Genomic DNA, 15,613 nt, shown 5'->3' with positions numbered 1-15,613 from the left:
GTTCGCCTTTCCGTGGTTCTGAAAAGGCGAACACGCCACGAGTCAACGGGGTCAGGCGACGGGCCTGGCGCCGATGGTCTTCATCATGGAGGGCCAGGCGGTGTGCATTTCGCGCTTCCAGTACGGCCAGGAGTGGCGGCCGTTGCCGTAGATGTGCGCCGTGATGGGGATGCCGAGTTCCTTGGCGCGCTTGGCGAACTGCTCGACCGTCGGGCCGATGGCGCGTTCGCTGAGGTAGCCGATGTCCCACGGGGCGATGCCGGCCGGGTCCAGCGGGCCGCGCTGGCCGGTGGTGCCCGACGCGACGTAGAAGCGGGTGCCCTTCGCCCTGGGCAGCAGCTTGATCGGGTCGTGGGCGTCCCAGTTGGCCTTGTCGACCCAGGGCAGGCCCCAGATGGAGTACGGGTCGTTGCCGTTGCCGCTGTTGGTGTACATCAGCAGCGAGGGAATGCCGGGGGAGCTCATCGACAGGACACCGCTGAAGCACGCGGCGTACCGGAACATGCCCGGCACGCGGCCCGGGTAGCCGCAGGCACCTTGGGCACCGGAGGAGACGCCCATCGTGGCGCGCGCGCCGCCCGCGTGGTAGTTACGCTCGACGAGCTGGCGGACCTCCTGCAGGTGGAAGTCCTCCCACCGCGGGGTGCCGCCCTTGCCGCCGTTCCAGAAGTTGGTGTACGAGCCGTTCGCGCCCTCGGGCATCACGACCATGACGCCCCACTTGCGGGACAGCGCCTCGATGTCGGTGCTCTTCTTACGGGTCCACGAAGTCCAGTCGTCGTTGCCGCCGTGGTAGGCGTACACGACCGGCCAGCTCTGCGTCGAGTTGTGCTTCCAGCCCTTGGGGAGCAGCACGCGCACGTTCTGCGACGAGCCCAGGGACGGGGATTTCACCGTGAAGTCGAAGGCGGTCTTGCCCTTGTTGAGCCAGCGGTAGGCGGTGATGCTCGCACCGGTGTCGGCCTTCTTGAATCCCACGCCGGCTGCGGCCGGTACCGCGCTCAGCGTGGGCGCCGTCGCACCTACCGCCAGGGCGGCTACCACCGCCCCGGCCCGCCGGGTGAAACGGCGGCGTGATTCGGTCGTCATCGTCTTCCTCCGTTGTCCCTCCAGCGCCACCCTGAGCCGTCCGGGGTGGGCACTATCTCACGTTTGGTACGGGTGTTTCGTCTGGGTTGCGGCTGCGGCGGCCCGTTCGCCCATGGCGCCCAAGGCGCCTCGGGCGACATGGCGGGGGACGGGCCGTGCGAGTCCCCCGAAGTCGTTGGAAGTACGTCGCCCAGCGCGCGCGCCGGGCCTGGTGCGACGGAGACGGGCAGCTGAGGTGAGGGCTGTGCCGCCTCCGGCCTGGCCCGCCTCGGGTGGGCGGGCACGCCGCGTCCGGTACGGGTCAGCGCCATGGCGGGCTCCCGTTGCGGCAGGGGGGCCGGCGGCTGCGGCGCCTGAGGGGGTGGTGCACCTTCCCAGCGGAGGGCGTACGGGAGGGGCTGGGGTTCGGTCTTCTTGGGGGCCGCCACGGGGAGGTCCTTCTCGCGCAGGTCCATGCGCGCGTGCAGTCCCGCCAGGGGGCCGGGCAGCCACCAGTTGGCCTTGCCCATGAACCGCATCGTGGCCGGTACGAGCAGCGACCGCACCAGCAGCGCGTCCACCACGATCGCGACGAACATGCCGACACCGATCAGCTTCACGACCGTGATCCCGGCCATGCTGAACGCGGCGATGACCACCAGGAACAGCAGGGCGGCGCTGGTGATGATGCTGCCGGTGTGCTGCATGCCGGCCGCGACGGCGATCCGGTTGTCGTGGGTACGGTCCCATTCCTCCCGGATCCGGCTGAGCAGGAAGACCTCGTAGTCCATCGACAGCCCGAAGACCACCGCCAGGATGAGGATCATGCTGGTGGCCTCGACGCCGCCGGTCGGGGTGAAGTCCAGCAGCCCGGCCAGATGCCCGTACTGGAACCCCCACACGATCGCGCCGAACGAGGCGCCGATGGACAGCACGTTCATCGCGATCGCCTTGAGCGGCAGGACGACCGAGCCGAAGAACATGAACAGCAGGATGAAGGTCGCGATCCCGACGACGAGCGCCATCACCGGCAGCGTGCGCATCAGGCTGGACATCAGGTCCATCTGGCCGGCGGTGGCACCGCCGACATCGATGTGCATCGGGTAGTCGCCCTTGGACAGGTCCATCCCGCGAATGCGTTTCACCAGGTCCTGGGCCTGCGAGGACATCGGATCGTGCTTGTGCGTGACCGAGATGCGCACGCCGCCGTACGACCCGGAGTAGCCGGTGAACTTCGCGTCGGACACCCCCGGCAGGCCGGCCAGGCGCTTGCGGAAGGCCTCCAGGTACGGCGGGATGCTGCCGTCCTTGCCGCTGGGCGTCCAGTTGCGCGGGATGAGGTCGCCCGAGACGACCACGTCGATCGGCTCGGCCGAGCCGTTGGGGAACTCGCGCTGGATCGTCTCCACCACGCCGCGCGTGACGCTCTCCTTGGGCAGGACGCGCGCGTCCACGCTGCCGAACTGCACGTTCAGGAACGGCACGAACATCACGGTGAGGATGACCAGGACGATCGCGAAGTACGGGACGGGGTGCTTCATCACGCTCTGCCCGAGCCGGTACCAGAAGCCGCTCTCGGGCTCGCGCAGTGTCCGCTTGGCACCGGGCCGCCGCCACGGCATCCGCCCGCCCTCGACCTTGGGCCCGAGCAGCGCCAGCAGCGTGGGCAGCAGCACGATCGCGCCGAAGACCGCCACCATCACGGTGGCGATCCCGGCCAGGCCGATCGTGCGCAGGAACATCTGCGGGAACAGCAGCAGGCCGCCGAGCGCGGCCGACACCGTGATGCCGGAGACGAGGATGGTCCGGCCCGCCGTGCTCATCGTCCGGCAGAGCGCCGCCTGGCGGATGGGGTCGAGGGCGCGCTTGTACGCCTTCTTGTCGGCCCGGCGGCGCTTCCTGCCCTCCAGCCGTTTCCACGGTTTTCCGGGCGGCAGGCCGGCGGCGTCCATCCCGCGCGCCAGTTCCTCCCGGAACCGGCTCACGATGAACAGCGAGTAGTCGATCGCGAGACCGACGCCCATCATCGTGACGACCTCGAGCGCGAACGACGTCACGTCGGCCATGTAGGTGACCCCGTGCAGCACCGCCAGCCCGCCGACGATGGAGAACAGCGCCACGATCTGCGGCAGCAGCGAGGCGACCAGGGCCCCGAACAGGACGACGAGCAGGATCAGCAGCGGCAGCGCCGTGATCATCTCGGCCTTGATGATGTCGGCCACGACCTGCTCGCCGAACTCCACCCCCAGCGGGATGGCGCCGCCCAGCTCGGCCTTCAGCCCCGGTGCCTCCAGCCGCTCCTTGACGTACTCGTAGTTGGCCATCCGGGTGACGCTGTCCTTGCCCGCCAGCTTCACCGCCACGAACGTCTTGTGCCGGTCGGCGCTGGCGAACGAGGCCGCGTCCTTCTTCTCGAACGACCAGTACGAGATCAGCTCGGCCGCCCGGTCCTTGGGCAGCCGGGAGACCGTGGTCACGACGCTCGCCATGTAGCGCGGGTCGTCCACCGTCATGGTGTCGCTGCTGTAGAGGACCAGGAGGTCGGGGTTGGTGCTGCCGAAATAGCTCGCGCCCAGCTTGGCCACCAGCGTGGACGAGGCGTTCGGGTCCTCGAACCCGCCCTCCTTGAACTTGCCGAGCACGCCGATGCCCCAGGCCCCGGCGGCGACCGTCATCAGCAGGATCAGGACAAGGCTCAGCCAGCGTCCACGATGGATGAGACGCCCGAGCCCCGCCAGCATGTTTCTCCTGTTTTCAGTCGCGTCCGGCGAGCCGGCGCTCGGTGGTCGGCAGCTCGCCGTCCAGGAACCGCCGCCGGGTGGCGGCGCGGGCGATCTTCCCGCTGGAGGTACGGGACACCGCGCCCGGCTCGACCAGCACGAAGTCCCGCACGCTCATCTCGTGCTCGACCGTGATCGCCGCCCGTACCGCGGTCTCGACCTCGGCCAGGTCGAGCCGGGCCAGCGGGACGCGGCGGTTGCGCTCGGCGACCACCACCAGCCGCTCGGTGCCCTCGCCCTGCACGGCGAACGCGGCGACGTAGTCGGGCCGTACGGCCTGGTGCGCCTCCTGCGTCGTCAGCTCGATGTCCTGGGGGTAGTGGTTGCGGCCGTCGACGATGATCAGGTCCTTGATCCGGCCCGTGACGTACAGCTCGCCCTCGTGCACGACACCGTAGTCCCCGGTCTTCATCCACGGCCCCTCCGGGAGGGTCCCCGGATCGGCCAGCCGCCCGCCGAACGTGTCCTGGCTGCGCTCGGAGTTGCGCCAGTAGCCGGGGGCGGTGTTGGGGCCGTGCACCCAGATCTCGCCCACCCGGCCGTCCGCCTGCTCCGTACGGCTCTCCGGGTCGACGATCGCGACCAGCTGCCCGATCGGCCGCCCGCACGACACCAGCGGGTTCCCGTCGTCGGTCGGCTGCAGCTTGCCCGCGCTCAGCGCGTCCCGGTCCACCTTGACGATCTTCGGGGGCTCGTCCTCGGCGGCGGCGGTCACGAACACCGTCGCCTCGGCCAGCCCGTACCCGGGTGCCTGCGCCCCCGCCCGCAGCCCCGCGCCCGCGAACGTCTCCGCGAACGCCGACAGCGTCGCCGGACGGATCGGCTCCGCCCCGTTCAGGCAGGTCACCAGGCCGCTGAGATCCAGCTTGGCCAGCTTCTCCGGGGACGCCATGGACGCCACGTACTCGTACGCGAAGTTGGGTCCCGCCGTGTAGACGTTCTTGTTCGGCCGCGACGCGATGAGCTCCATCCAGCGCATCGGATTCATGATGAACGACACCGGATCGGTGTAGATCGCGTGGTTCCCGTGCACCAGCGGCAGCGCCATCGTGGCGATCAGCCCCATGTCGTGGAACAGCGGCAGCCAGCTCACCAGCTCCGGGTCCGGCCGTTCCGGCGCCCAGCCCGACCACATCTGCGCCGCGTTCGAGGTGACGTTGCCGTGCGTGATCTCGACTCCGGCGGGCCGGCGGGTCGACCCCGAGGTGTACTGCAGGTACGCCAGATCGTCGAAGCCGATCGGCTCGGCCGTCCAGTCGCCCTCCCCGACCTCGTCCGCGAACACGATCTCCCGGGGACGCGGCACGTCATGGTCGGCGAGGAACTTCTCCACATGCGGCAGCGCGTTGCGGGACGTGACGATGATGGCGGGCTCGGCGTCGGCGTACGCCCCGATCAGCCGGTCGGCGTGGCCGGGCAGGTCCGGCGAGAACAGCGGCACCGCGACGGCCCGCGCGTACATCGCGCCCAGCATCGTCATCATGTAGTCGAGCGTCTGCGGCAGCAGCAGCGCCACCCGCGCGCCCGGCTCGGCGGACTCCCGCAGCCGCGCCGCCATCCCCCTGGCCCGCCGGTCGGCCTGCGCCCAGGTCAGCGTGATCTCGGCGCCGGCCGGGTCGATCGAGTAGTCGACGAAGGTGAAGGCGGGTGCGTCCGGCTTCTCCGCGGCCCACCGGGCGATCCGCTCGATGAGCGGGGTCCGGCCCGTTCCGCCGGGCTGAAGTTCGGGAAGCAGCGAGCCCAGTGCCATTGGTCCAACTCCTGGGTGGGGGGCATGCCGTGGCCGGGGCGCCTGCGTGGTCCGCCCCCGGCGTGGACGATCGTGCAGCGCGAAGCTACCGGATAGTAGAACACTAAAGGTATTGGGTGCCGCGTACATTCGCCCTCGGCCCCTTTGTCACCGGGGTGACAAGAAGCATTCCGTTCGTCCATGTGCGGGCCACCCAGCGTGACCGGGAATGCGCGAACGGCATTTATTCTTCGCGGTCCGCCCGTTCCATCGCCAGCCGCCTGCGCAGCAGCGCCGCGCACGCCACCAGCCACAACAGCGCCGCCTCGGCCACGAGCACGATCGCCGCGACCGCCAGCCAGTCCCGTCCCTCGACCTCGTTTCCCGCCGGGGAGACCAGTGCCATCTCCGCCCCGGGCTCGGGAGCGGTCGTCGGCGTCGGCCAGGCCATCGGCGGAAGCGTGGGCATCGGGATCAGCGGCGGCGGGCTCCCTGCGTCGCCGTGCACCATGGGGGTCGGCACCTGGTCCTGCTGTTCCGAGGGTACGGGCGCGACCGGCTCATCACCAGAGGTGGAAGAACCTGGCGGCTGCGGGACGGGCGAAGGCCCGGAGGGTCGTGGAGCTGCGGGTCGAGGCGACTTCGGCCCAGGCAACGAGGGTGCGGGCAACGTGGGTTCAGGCTTTGACGGTGCGGGGAACGTCGGTGCGGGGTCGTGGGGGTCCACCGGGTACGGGGACGGACCGGAGGGACGTGGCAACGGCGGTGCTGGCTCCCCGGACGGAGTCGGCACACCGGATGAGGCCGGTACGTCCGATGGGTTCGGCACGCCGGATGGGGTCGGCGCCTTGGGCGGGACGGGCGTTCCGGGCGGAGTCGGCTTTCCAGAGGGCGTCGGTTTCCCCGAAGAAGTCGGCTTCCCAGTCGGTTTTCCGGACGGAGCCGGCGGACTCGGCGGACTCGGCGGGTGCGGGGATTTCGTATTCGGAATCTTTGACGGAACGTGTGAAGGCGAATGCGGAACGCTAGGAGGGCCGGAAGGAACGCCGGGCACGGCGCACGGCGGAACCTTGACGGCCACCGAAGACTTGGCGGCGTTTTTCGCGTCCAGGACGGCGGCAAGGCGAAGGGCCCGTTTGCCGCTGGGCGTGTGCACGCCCATGCGGAACGTACGCGGCCCTCGTACATTTCCGAGCGAGCACCGCAGCCGGTTCATGCTCGCGGCGGGCAGGCAGGCCGTCGGTGGGTCGACCAACGAGAGCGGCCGTTGCGCCAGCAGGTGCAGCGACACGTCCCGGGCCACACCGCCCTTCGGCCGTACCCGCAGGACGTAGGTACGGACCGGGCCCTCGCGGTCGATCGGAGTGAGCGAGGTCGCCAGCCGGACCGTGTCGCCCAGTGCGGGCGGCCCAGGAAAACCGACCAGCACGGCTGCGAGAGCGACGGCTCCGAGGCGCCGGATCCTCCGGGCATGCACCCGCGCTGTGGCGGTTCGTCCCCCCGCTGGCACCTGTACCCCTCCCGACGGCCGGCGGCTGCCCTGGGGGACGGCACCGTACAACTTGGGCGTAGTGAGTATTACCAGCGGACACGGAGCGTAACGTCGAAACCGCCTTTCGCACAGCGAAATCAAAACTCCGTACACTCAGGGATCACGACGACCGGGGATCACGACGGACCCTGGATCACGACGAGAGGGGGGCCGGTGGCGGAGGCCGTACGGTCACTGGAGCGCGCCTTCGAGCTGCTGGAGCATCTGGCGGACGCCGGCGGGGAGATGGCGCTGTCGGAGCTGACGGAGGTCTCCGGGCTGCCGATGCCGACCATCTACCGGCTGATGCGGACGCTGGTGAACCGCGGCTACGTCCGGCAGGAGCCGTCCAAGCGCTACGCGCTCGGCCCTCGACTGATCAGGCTGGGCGAGGGCGCGGGCCGGCTGCTGGGCTCCTGGGCCCGTCCCGCGCTGACCACGCTGGTGGACGAGGTGGGAGAGACCGCCAACATGGCCGTCCTGGAGGGCGACGAGGCGGTCTACGTCGCGCAGGTACCGTCCCGGCACTCGATGCGGATGTTCACGGAAGTGGGCCGGAGGGTCCAGCCGCATTGCACGGGCGTGGGCAAGGCACTGCTCTCGCAGCTTCCCGAGTCGCGCGTACGGGAGATCCTGGCGCGTACGGGCATGGAGGCCCAGACGCCGAACACGTTCACCGATCCCGACTCGTTCCTCGTGGAACTGGAACGGATCCGGAGCCTCGGCTACGCCGTGGACGACGAGGAACAGGAGATCGGCGTCCGCTGCGTCGCCGTACCGCTGCCGGGCGCTCCGGCACTCACCGCGCTCTCGGTGTCGGGCCCCTCCGCGCGAATGAAGCGCGAGACGGTGAACGACGTCGTCCCCGTCATGCGCGAGGTCGCGGAACGCTTCGCCAGGGAACTGCGCCCGCCGAGCGACTCCTGATCCACGTGATGGTCAGGACGCGTGATGGTCAGGACGGGAGAGCGTCAGGGGATGACGTCGCCGACGACGACGTGCGGCCGGCCGCCGCGTTCCCACTTGACGTAGTCGCCGGCGGAACGGACCAGGACGGTGGCGAGCCACATGGCCACGCCGGTGTCGTCGACCAGGCCGATGGGCAGCAGGAGGTCGGGGATGACGTCGAGCGGGGAGACGATGTAGACCAGGCCCACGGCCAGCAGGCCGAGCGTCTTGTACGACATGCCCTTGTACTCGCCGCGCAGCGTCGCCTTCAGCATCCGCGGGACCGCCCGGAAGCGCTCACCGATCTTCGGTGCGCCGGGCTCCAGCGTCTCGCTGTAGATGTTCCAGGCCTGTCCGGCCGCTGCCGCGCTCTTGCTGCCCACAGGACCCCTCTCCCGCGAAGTTGGTGGGGCGCGCCCCCGCGGCGCCCACGTGTATCTATGACGCTGTGCGGGGCCGGCTTGTTCCTGGAAGAGCTGACCGAAATAAGGTGATTTGATAATCCCTGCCGGATGCCGGGCGTGGAAAACCCACGGGACCCGTCCGGCGTTACCTGGGGTGAGGTATCCATCACTCTCCCGGGTGAGTCGTGGGGATTCGGCCGCATTATCCGGCGTCCGCTGAAAACATGGTGTCCGGGAGGGCGCCGACTCCCCACCAGCACGAGTGCCGAGGAGTTGACGCACCGACATGAGCGGCGCACGCCCGACCCTGCCCGACGACGGCCGGCCCGTTTCCGGGGTCGCCGCGGGCAGCGCGTACTTCGCCCTCCCGCCGACCGCCGTCGACGCCCGCCCGGCGGGCCCGACCCGGCTCATCCTGGCGTGGCCGGGGTTCGACCCGCCGCGCGGCGCGAGCGCGCTGGCCGCCGCCGTACCGATGACCGGCGTCCCGACCTGGCGCGTCTACATCGACCTCCCCGGTTCCGGCGCGGGCTTCGACTCCGCCGGGCTGCTGGAGAGCGAGGGCCTGGAGGCGTACGGGGCGGCGGTCGAACGGGCCGTCGAGATCCTGCCCGCCGTACTGGCGGACGTCAGGCGCGACCTGAGGATCGAGGAGGGGCCCGTGGGCCTCGCCGGGTTCTCGGTCGGTGCCGCGGTCGCACTGCACGCGCTGGCGCACGGCTCCGTGCCGGTGAGCGCCGTCGCGGCGGTCGCCCCCATCATCTCGCCCGTCCGGGCGGCCGGGCCGATGGAACGGCGCTTCGGACGCGAGCGGAACTGGGACGAGAACGCGACCGCGCTGGCCGACCGGCTGGACCTGGGCGCGCAGGCGGCCCGGATGGCCGGACGCGGCGCGGCACTGCTGTTCGTGGGCGGCGCCACCGACCGGGTGACGCCGCCACAGGACATCGGCGCGCTGCGCGACCTGCTGCGGCAGGAGGGCGCCGACGCGATCGAGAACGCCACGATCCGGATGGGCCACGCGCTGGCCGCCGAGCCCGGGACCGAGCCCGAGCCGCCGTCCATCGAGGCGGTACGGGTCGACGCCGCCCTCTCCGACTGGTTCCGCCAGCGTTTCGCCGAGGTGCTCCCCACCGAGGCCGAAGGCGGGCCCGAGCCCGGACAGCCCGTCCAGCCTGAGCAGTCCACACAGGCCGGGCAAGCCACACAGGCCGGACAGGCCGCCGAGCGGGCGCCCGCCGCACACTCCGAACCGGCCTCCTCGCCCTGGCCGGGCCCGGAGGCCGTTCGGAGTCCGATGGGCGGGAGCCCGCCCGCCGACCTGCCGGACGGCGGCGATCAGGTGCGCTTGAGCACCTGGTAGCGGACCGGGATCACCCCGGCGCCGGTGCCGCCGACCTTCTTCATCGCCGCCCTGGACAGGTCCAGGCAGCGCCCGCCGGCGTACGGGCCGCGGTCGTTGATGCGCACGATGACCGAACGGCCGTTGTTCTTGTTGGTCACCCGGACCTTCGAGCCCATCGGCAGCGTCTTGTGCGCCGCGGTCAGCTCGCTCGGGTCGAAGCGCTCGCCGCTGGCGGTCATCTGGCCCTGCCAGTAGTACGAGGCCTCGCAGGAGCCCGACCGGGTCACCCGGTAGGCGGGCTTCTTCTTTTTCTTGGCCTTGGGCTTGGGCGTCGCCTTGGACGTCGCCGTCACGGACGGCGACGGGCTCGGGCTGCGCGTCCCACCGCGGCTGGCGCGCGAGGGTACGGCCCGCGGCGGGTCGGCCTGCGGCGTGGTCGCGCTGGGCGCCGCCTGTACGGCACCGGCGGAGCGCGCGGAGTCGCGGGGCACGACAGCGGCCAGTGCCCAGGCACTGGCCGCGAGGACCGCCACGGCGACGCCGGAGGCGATGAGGATCGAGCGCACGCGAACTTTCGGGCGTTGGAAACCCACAGAGTGTCCTTCGATCGGGGACAGGGCCCCGGACGCCCGGCATGTTCGGGTGACGCCTCGTCCCCGAATCGGTGCCACCGTGCGCGGGCCCGCCCTCGGCGGTCGCCCAGCGCCTTCCGCGTCATCGCGGTCACGGCGTCCGGCAGGTGCGGCGTCGGCTCTTCACTTGGAATCAGTGGTCACGTGGATCTCATGCCATGCCGCACACAAGTCCCTGACCGTACGTCGCGTTCCGCGCAGATCACGCCACAGGGCGGTTGTATGTGGGGTTTGTCACCCGAAAATTTGCGGTTCGGAACCGATCGGAAACCCAGCGTCACCCATTCTGAAGATCGTCTTTACATCCCGGCCCGCGCCTATCACTGATCGATAAATCGGATCATGAACGGAAAAATGCGAACGGGCGCCCCGCCGCAGCGGGACGCCCGTTCGCCGGGGCGCGGCTCAGCCGACGAGCGGCAGGCCGGGGGCACCGCCGAGCAGGCCGGCGGCCGACGGGTCGGCCGCCGGGTCGGCCGCGCCGGTCAGGCCTCCGGCGAGGCCGGTGACGGTACCGGTGAGGTCGGCCGGCAGCATGTCGGTGGCCGTACCGGGCTTGGCCCGGTGGGCCGGGCGGGGCAGCGCGCCCGGCTTCTTCGGGGTCGCGGCGCCTCCCTGCGAGGCACCCGGCATCTGGCCCAGCTGCGAGGTGAGCAGGCCCGTGACCGTGGGCACCAGGCTCTCGGTCAGCCCGGCGGCGGGGCCGGCGGGTACGGGCGCGGGACGGCGGGCGGCGGGCGCGCACCGGGCGACGCCGTAATCGCGGGCGGCGCCGGTCTCGTCGACCAGGCTCACCGCGGTCACCGTCAGGTCCTTGGCGGCGCCGCGGACCTGCTTGTTGAGGATGATGCTCTCGACCTGGCCCTTGCCGGGGAGCCGGTAGTTCGCCGGCGGCATGGCCGGAACGCCCGCCAGCGCGCCGGCGAGGGTCTTGTCGCGGGTGATGGTCATGGTGCCGCTGACGACGCCGTCCAGGCCCGTGGCGCACTCGGCGGCCAAACCGGTGAACGACAGGTCGCCGCGCGCGGTGCGCAGCACGCCGCTCCCGAGCCGGGACTTGGCACCGGACCCGTCCACCTTGGCAAGGCCGCGGCCCGTCTTGAGCACCCCGCGAACGGCCGACGCCGGCAGCTCGACGGTGGGGTGAGCGGTGTCGGCGACCTGCGCGGGCACGGTGTTCTCGACCGCGTCCTGGACGAGATAGGCGACCGGACCGGCGTCGGCGCGCGCGGGAGCGGTGGCCATGGTGGCGGCGAGCGCCACGGCCAGCGGAGCTATGGCGGACATTCTCAGTACGGAACGGTTCATTCTTCCCCCCGGGGTTTTTTGGTTCGTCGACCGGGGACGGTAGTACAGACCGGTAGGCCGCACGAAGCAATTCCCTGAGGAAATACAGAACCCAAGCAATAATCTACGAGAGGGCCGGGGGATTTGTAGGTGAAATGGCAGGCATTTCACGGGAAGCGGGGACGCCCGGATGATCCCGGAGCGTCCCCGCCGCCGCCCGCAGTGAACCCGACCTGCTCGGCGGCCCCTACTCCACGGCGCTGCCCAGCGTGATGGCCTCGTCGACCTCCAGCCGGCGGACCGCCAACTCCCGCTCGTACCGCTCCTCGTCCACCTTCTCCGCGATCTCCTCGTCCTGCCGCATCAGGACCTCGAGGTCGGACTTGGCGTTGTCGAGCACGCCCATGTCCGCGTAGGCGGCCTGCACCTTGTCGCCCCAGAGGCCGACATCGCGGACGCACGGCACGATCCTGCTGAACAGCAGCGACTGGTAGAGCTGGAACATGTCGGAGTTCTCGACGTACTCCATGCACCGGTCGAGCGGCAGGCCGAGCTGCTCGAAGACCTCGCGGCCCTTGAAGCGGTCGCGCATCAGGTAGCAGCCCTCGACCACGAATTCCTCGCGCTCGGCCCGCTCCTTGTCGGTCAGCTCCGCGTAGAAGTCCTTGAGCGCCAGCCGGCCGAACGCGACGTGCCGGGCCTCGTCCTGCATGACGTACGCGAGCAGCTGCTTGACCAGGGGATTGGCGGACATGTCGCGGTAGAGCCCGAAGGCGGCCAGCGCCAGCCCTTCGATGAGCACCTGCATGCCGAGGTACGGCAGGTCCCAGCGGCTGTCCTCCAGCGACTCGGCGAGCAGCTTGGCGAGGTCCTGGTTGACCGGGTAGTAGAGCCCGATCTTCTCGTGCACGAACTTCGTGTAGAGCTCGACGTGCCGGGCCTCGTCCATCGTCTGCGTCGCGGCGTAGAACTTGGAGTCGAGGTCGGGGACCGTCTGGACGATCCGGGCCGAGACGTTCAGCGCGCCCTGCTCACCGTGCAGGAACTGGCTGAACAGCCACGAGCCCTGGTGCCGGCCGTACTCGTCGCGCTCCTTCTGGGTCATCCGGTCCCAGATGTCGGACCCGAAGATCGGGTTGAAGTTCTCCGGGAGCTGCGCGACGTTGTTCGGGTCGACCTCCAGATCCCAGTCGATGCGTTTCTGCGCGTCCCACTGCTTGTCCTTGCCCTTCTGGTACAGGTTCAGCAGCCGGTCGCGCCCGCCGTCGTACTCCCAGGTGAAGCGCGTGTCGCCCGCCATCGGGACGTTCCAGGTGTCCCCGGGGACGGGGGTTGCGTAGAGGTCGTAGGAACTCACGGGGAAGCCTCCTCGAAGCGCGGCGCCGCCTTGCGCCGGAATTGCGGTATGCCGCCCACCGCTTTACAGACGTTCGTAACATGTAAAACCCCGGCATGGCCATACCCAAGCGCCCGCCAATCGCGACGGACCTACGATCGGACGATGCGACTCGTCTCCGCCGTGCTCGTCTGCGCGCTTTTGTCCGGATGTACGGGCGTGCCCACCGGCGAGCCCACCGGCGATCGGACACCGCCCGGTTCCAGCAGCGGCGGTACGGCTGCGTCCCCGACGGCGGCACGGACCCCGGTCGCGAGCAAGGGCTGCGCGAAACCGGCCCCGGCGACCGGGCGGCACACGTACGGCGGGCGGTCCTACCTGCTCAAACGGCCGGACGGCGACGGCCGCACCCCGGCGCCGCTGATCGTCGACCTGCACGGCCTGCACTCCAGCGCGTTCCAGCAGGCGGTGTACGGACGGGTCGCCAACGCCGGGGCCGCACGCGGCTTCCTCGTGGTCGAGCCGGACGGCGCCCCCGGCCGGAAGGGCTGGAAGCTGCCGGGCATGGCCGGAGGCTCAGCGGACGTCTCGTACATCCGGGGCCTGCTCGACCACCTGGAGAGCACGCTGTGCGTGGACCGCTCGCGGGAGTACGCGACCGGCTTCTCCAACGGCGCCGGCCTCGCGACCGCGCTGGTCTGCGCGCTGCCGGGACGGCTGGCGGGCGTCGCCGCGGTGGCGGGGCTCAACCTGGCCCGGCCCTGCGCGGACGCGCGGCCCACCACGATCCTCGCGTTCCACGGCACGGCCGACCGCATCATCCCGTACCGCGGCGGTGAGCCCTTCCGCGGCGACCGCGGCAGGATCCCGGCCTGGATGCGCCCGTCCGACGGGTCCTTCGACCTGCCGTCCGTCGCCGGCCTCGCCGGACGGTGGGCCAAGACGTTCGGCTGCGGTACGGCCGTACGCGACGCCGCCGGAAGCCAGGTCACGCACCTGAGCCACCCGGGTTGCGAGGGCGGCGCGCGGGTGGACCTCTACACGGTGACGGGCGGCGGGCACACCTGGCCGGGATCGTTCGCGATCGGCAGCATCGGCGCGACGACCGGCCAGATCGACGCCACCAAGATCGCCCTGGACGCGTTCACCCGCCGCTCTCCGCGTTGACTCGTGGCGTGTTCGCCCCTGGCGTCGCCCGTGCAGGCGAACACGCCACGAGTCAACGTCAGGGGGTCAGCGGGACTGGAGGGCGTCCAGGGCCACGGCCTGGGCGATGACCAGGCGCCGGTCAAGGCTGGGGTCCTTGATGTCGACGACGTAGCGGTCGCGCAGCGCGAACTTCTTCTCGACCGAGAAGGCGGGCTGGTCGCCGGTGAAGAAGTCGAAGTGGTACGGCCAGGCGAACGGCAGGCTGTCGACGAACGGGATGACGTTCCACACGCGGCGCAGGATCGCCACCGCCTTGTTGCGCTCGGTGCCGGTCGTCACGCCGCGCCCGGGCTGCTCCAGGTGCCAGGTGGACGACACCAGGGAGCGCTTGAAGTCCTTGCGGAACAGCCCGATCGGCCGGCCGACCTCGTCGGTGATGTCGTACGCGGAGGCCAGGTCGATCCGCTTGCGCGCCTTGAAGCCGATGATGGGCCGCTGCTTGTCGGTGTCGGCGTACAGCGTGACCTGCTCCTTGAAGGCCATCCGCTTCTGCTGGGCGAACGCGGCCAGCTCGCCCTCGGAGCCGTCCGGAGCCTCGGTGTGCACCTCGTACTGGTTCACCATCAGGCGCAGCCGCTGCCGGACGAGAAACCGGGTCTGCTCCTGGAGCTTCAGGGGGTCCATAGGTCACCAGTCTCTGTACGGGGGCTGTTCGGGGGGCGCGCCTGGGTCAGTCGTCGTGCCTGGGTCAGTCGTCGTGCCTGGGTCAATTGTCTTGAATGTACGCGGCGAGGTAGGCGTGGATCAGCCGTTCGGCCTCCGCCAGGATCTCCGGATCGCCGTCCGGGTCGCGGCGGAAGGCCATCTTGAGCACGGCGTCGCCGGCCTCCACCGCGACCGCCAGGGCCCGCGCCAGCTCCGGCGTGTCGCCGATGCCGAAGGTGCCGACGATCATCCGGCGCAGCCGGCCGGCGACCACGGAGTTGTTGTCGGCGGCGTCGTCGAGCAGGTTGACGTCGGCCACGTCGCCGAAGCGCAGCTCGCGGAAGCCCGGCACGGTGCGGTGCATGTCGACGAAGATCTCGATGATCGCGCCGACCGTGCCGGTCCAGTCGGCGAAGCCGCCCTGCGCCAGCCGGCGCGATATCCGCTCGCCGAACAGCTCCAGGTTGCGTACCGCCAGCGCCTGCGCGACCGCCCGCTTGTCGGGGAAGAACTGGTAGACCGAGCCGATCGCGACCTCGGCGCGCTGCGCGATCCGGGTGGTGGTCAGCCCGTCGTAGCCGTCCTCGTCGAGGATCTCCGCGCACGCGTCGAGCATCCGCTGGACGCGGGCGGCGCTGCGGCGCTGGGCGGGGCGGCGGCGGAGCGGGGTACGGATCTCGGTCACACGTCCCATTGTCG

13 protein-coding genes are annotated in these 15,613 nt (G+C 70.6%); 3 read left to right on the top strand and 10 right to left on the bottom strand.

All coding sequences use genetic code 11. From position 1 onward, the window contains the following. Positions 1-51: 51 nt before the first annotated feature. From ACH34Q_RS46355 to ACH34Q_RS46340, 4 genes are all read right to left on the bottom strand, one after another. On the bottom strand, positions 52-1,089 hold the full coding sequence (locus ACH34Q_RS46355; RefSeq protein ID WP_395989653.1) for an alpha/beta hydrolase: 1,038 nt from the start codon (positions 1,087-1,089) through the stop codon (positions 52-54). Further along, on the bottom strand, positions 1,086-3,809 hold the full coding sequence (locus ACH34Q_RS46350; RefSeq protein ID WP_395989652.1) for an MMPL family transporter: 2,724 nt from the start codon (positions 3,807-3,809) through the stop codon (positions 1,086-1,088). The genes ACH34Q_RS46355 and ACH34Q_RS46350 overlap by 4 nt, the downstream gene beginning before the upstream one ends. Before the next feature lie 13 nt (positions 3,810-3,822). Beyond that, a complete protein-coding gene (locus ACH34Q_RS46345) occupies positions 3,823-5,598 on the bottom strand; it encodes a fatty acyl-AMP ligase (protein ID WP_395989651.1) in 1,776 nt (591 codons plus the stop codon). A gap of 223 nt (positions 5,599-5,821) precedes the next feature. Next, entirely contained in the window at positions 5,822-6,100 is a 279-nt protein-coding gene (locus ACH34Q_RS46340; protein WP_395989650.1) for a hypothetical protein, read from the bottom strand. A 1,182-nt stretch (positions 6,101-7,282) separates the two neighbouring features. Between ACH34Q_RS46340 and ACH34Q_RS46335 the strand changes: the two genes are divergently transcribed. Beyond that, the gene (locus ACH34Q_RS46335; RefSeq protein WP_395989649.1) at positions 7,283-8,035 is read left to right on the top strand and encodes an IclR family transcriptional regulator; all 753 of its coding nucleotides are present in this window, start codon (positions 7,283-7,285) and stop codon (positions 8,033-8,035) included. A gap of 44 nt (positions 8,036-8,079) precedes the next feature. Here ACH34Q_RS46335 and ACH34Q_RS46330 read toward each other — a convergent pair whose 3' ends face one another. After that, positions 8,080-8,439, bottom strand: coding sequence for a YkvA family protein (locus tag ACH34Q_RS46330; protein ID WP_395989648.1), 360 nt, complete (start codon positions 8,437-8,439; stop codon positions 8,080-8,082). A 307-nt stretch (positions 8,440-8,746) separates the two neighbouring features. Between ACH34Q_RS46330 and ACH34Q_RS46325 the strand changes: the two genes are divergently transcribed. Beyond that, entirely contained in the window at positions 8,747-9,823 is a 1,077-nt protein-coding gene (locus ACH34Q_RS46325) for a hypothetical protein (RefSeq protein WP_395989647.1), read from the top strand. On the opposite strand, the gene ACH34Q_RS46320 is transcribed toward ACH34Q_RS46325, so the two are convergent. From ACH34Q_RS46320 to ACH34Q_RS46310, 3 genes are all read right to left on the bottom strand, one after another. Then, the gene (locus ACH34Q_RS46320) at positions 9,799-10,398 is read right to left on the bottom strand and encodes a septal ring lytic transglycosylase RlpA family protein (RefSeq protein ID WP_395989646.1); all 600 of its coding nucleotides are present in this window, start codon (positions 10,396-10,398) and stop codon (positions 9,799-9,801) included. The two genes, ACH34Q_RS46325 and ACH34Q_RS46320, sit on opposite strands and share 25 nt — an antisense overlap. Positions 10,399-10,842: 444 nt before the next feature. After that, positions 10,843-11,724 carry a hypothetical protein gene (locus tag ACH34Q_RS46315; RefSeq protein ID WP_395989645.1) on the bottom strand — a complete coding sequence of 294 codons (882 nt, stop codon included), beginning with the start codon at positions 11,722-11,724 and terminating at the stop codon, positions 10,843-10,845. 247 nt (positions 11,725-11,971) lie between these two features. Next, positions 11,972-13,081 (bottom strand): ferritin-like domain-containing protein, encoded by a 1,110-nt coding sequence (locus ACH34Q_RS46310; protein ID WP_395989644.1) that lies wholly within the window; start codon positions 13,079-13,081, stop codon positions 11,972-11,974. Positions 13,082-13,225: 144 nt separating this feature from the next. On the opposite strand from ACH34Q_RS46310, the gene ACH34Q_RS46305 reads away from it, so the two are divergent. After that, positions 13,226-14,227, top strand: a complete 1,002-nt coding sequence (locus ACH34Q_RS46305) for an alpha/beta hydrolase family esterase (protein ID WP_395989643.1) — start codon at positions 13,226-13,228, stop codon at positions 14,225-14,227. A gap of 66 nt (positions 14,228-14,293) precedes the next feature. Here the strand turns inward: ACH34Q_RS46305 and ACH34Q_RS46300 are convergent, their stop codons facing one another. Both ACH34Q_RS46300 and ACH34Q_RS46295 read right to left on the bottom strand, forming a co-directional pair. Beyond that, positions 14,294-14,893 carry a hypothetical protein gene (locus ACH34Q_RS46300; RefSeq protein ID WP_395989642.1) on the bottom strand — a complete coding sequence of 200 codons (600 nt, stop codon included), beginning with the start codon at positions 14,891-14,893 and terminating at the stop codon, positions 14,294-14,296. 82 nt (positions 14,894-14,975) lie between these two features. Then, positions 14,976-15,599 (bottom strand): TetR/AcrR family transcriptional regulator, encoded by a 624-nt coding sequence (locus ACH34Q_RS46295; RefSeq protein ID WP_395989655.1) that lies wholly within the window; start codon positions 15,597-15,599, stop codon positions 14,976-14,978. Between the last annotated feature and the right edge of the window lie 14 nt (positions 15,600-15,613).

This window comes from Actinomadura sp. 9N407 (assembly GCF_044326315.1).
Lineage (GTDB): Bacteria > Actinomycetota > Actinomycetes > Streptosporangiales > Streptosporangiaceae > Spirillospora.
Note: the sequence above shows the minus strand (reverse complement) of the source record. Positions and strands in the feature narration are given on the sequence as shown.

Coding starts and splice junctions, on each gene's coding strand:
- ACH34Q_RS46345 (WP_395989651.1), bottom strand. CDS start 5,598: ATGGCACTGGGCTCGCTGCTTCCCGAACTTCAGCCCGGCGGAACGGGC.
- ACH34Q_RS46355 (WP_395989653.1), bottom strand. CDS start 1,089: ATGACGACCGAATCACGCCGCCGTTTCACCCGGCGGGCCGGGGCGGTG.
- ACH34Q_RS46325 (WP_395989647.1), top strand. CDS start 8,747: ATGAGCGGCGCACGCCCGACCCTGCCCGACGACGGCCGGCCCGTTTCC.
- ACH34Q_RS46315 (WP_395989645.1), bottom strand. CDS start 11,724: ATGTCCGCCATAGCTCCGCTGGCCGTGGCGCTCGCCGCCACCATGGCC.
- ACH34Q_RS46305 (WP_395989643.1), top strand. CDS start 13,226: ATGCGACTCGTCTCCGCCGTGCTCGTCTGCGCGCTTTTGTCCGGATGT.
- ACH34Q_RS46350 (WP_395989652.1), bottom strand. CDS start 3,809: ATGCTGGCGGGGCTCGGGCGTCTCATCCATCGTGGACGCTGGCTGAGC.
- ACH34Q_RS46300 (WP_395989642.1), bottom strand. CDS start 14,893: ATGGACCCCCTGAAGCTCCAGGAGCAGACCCGGTTTCTCGTCCGGCAG.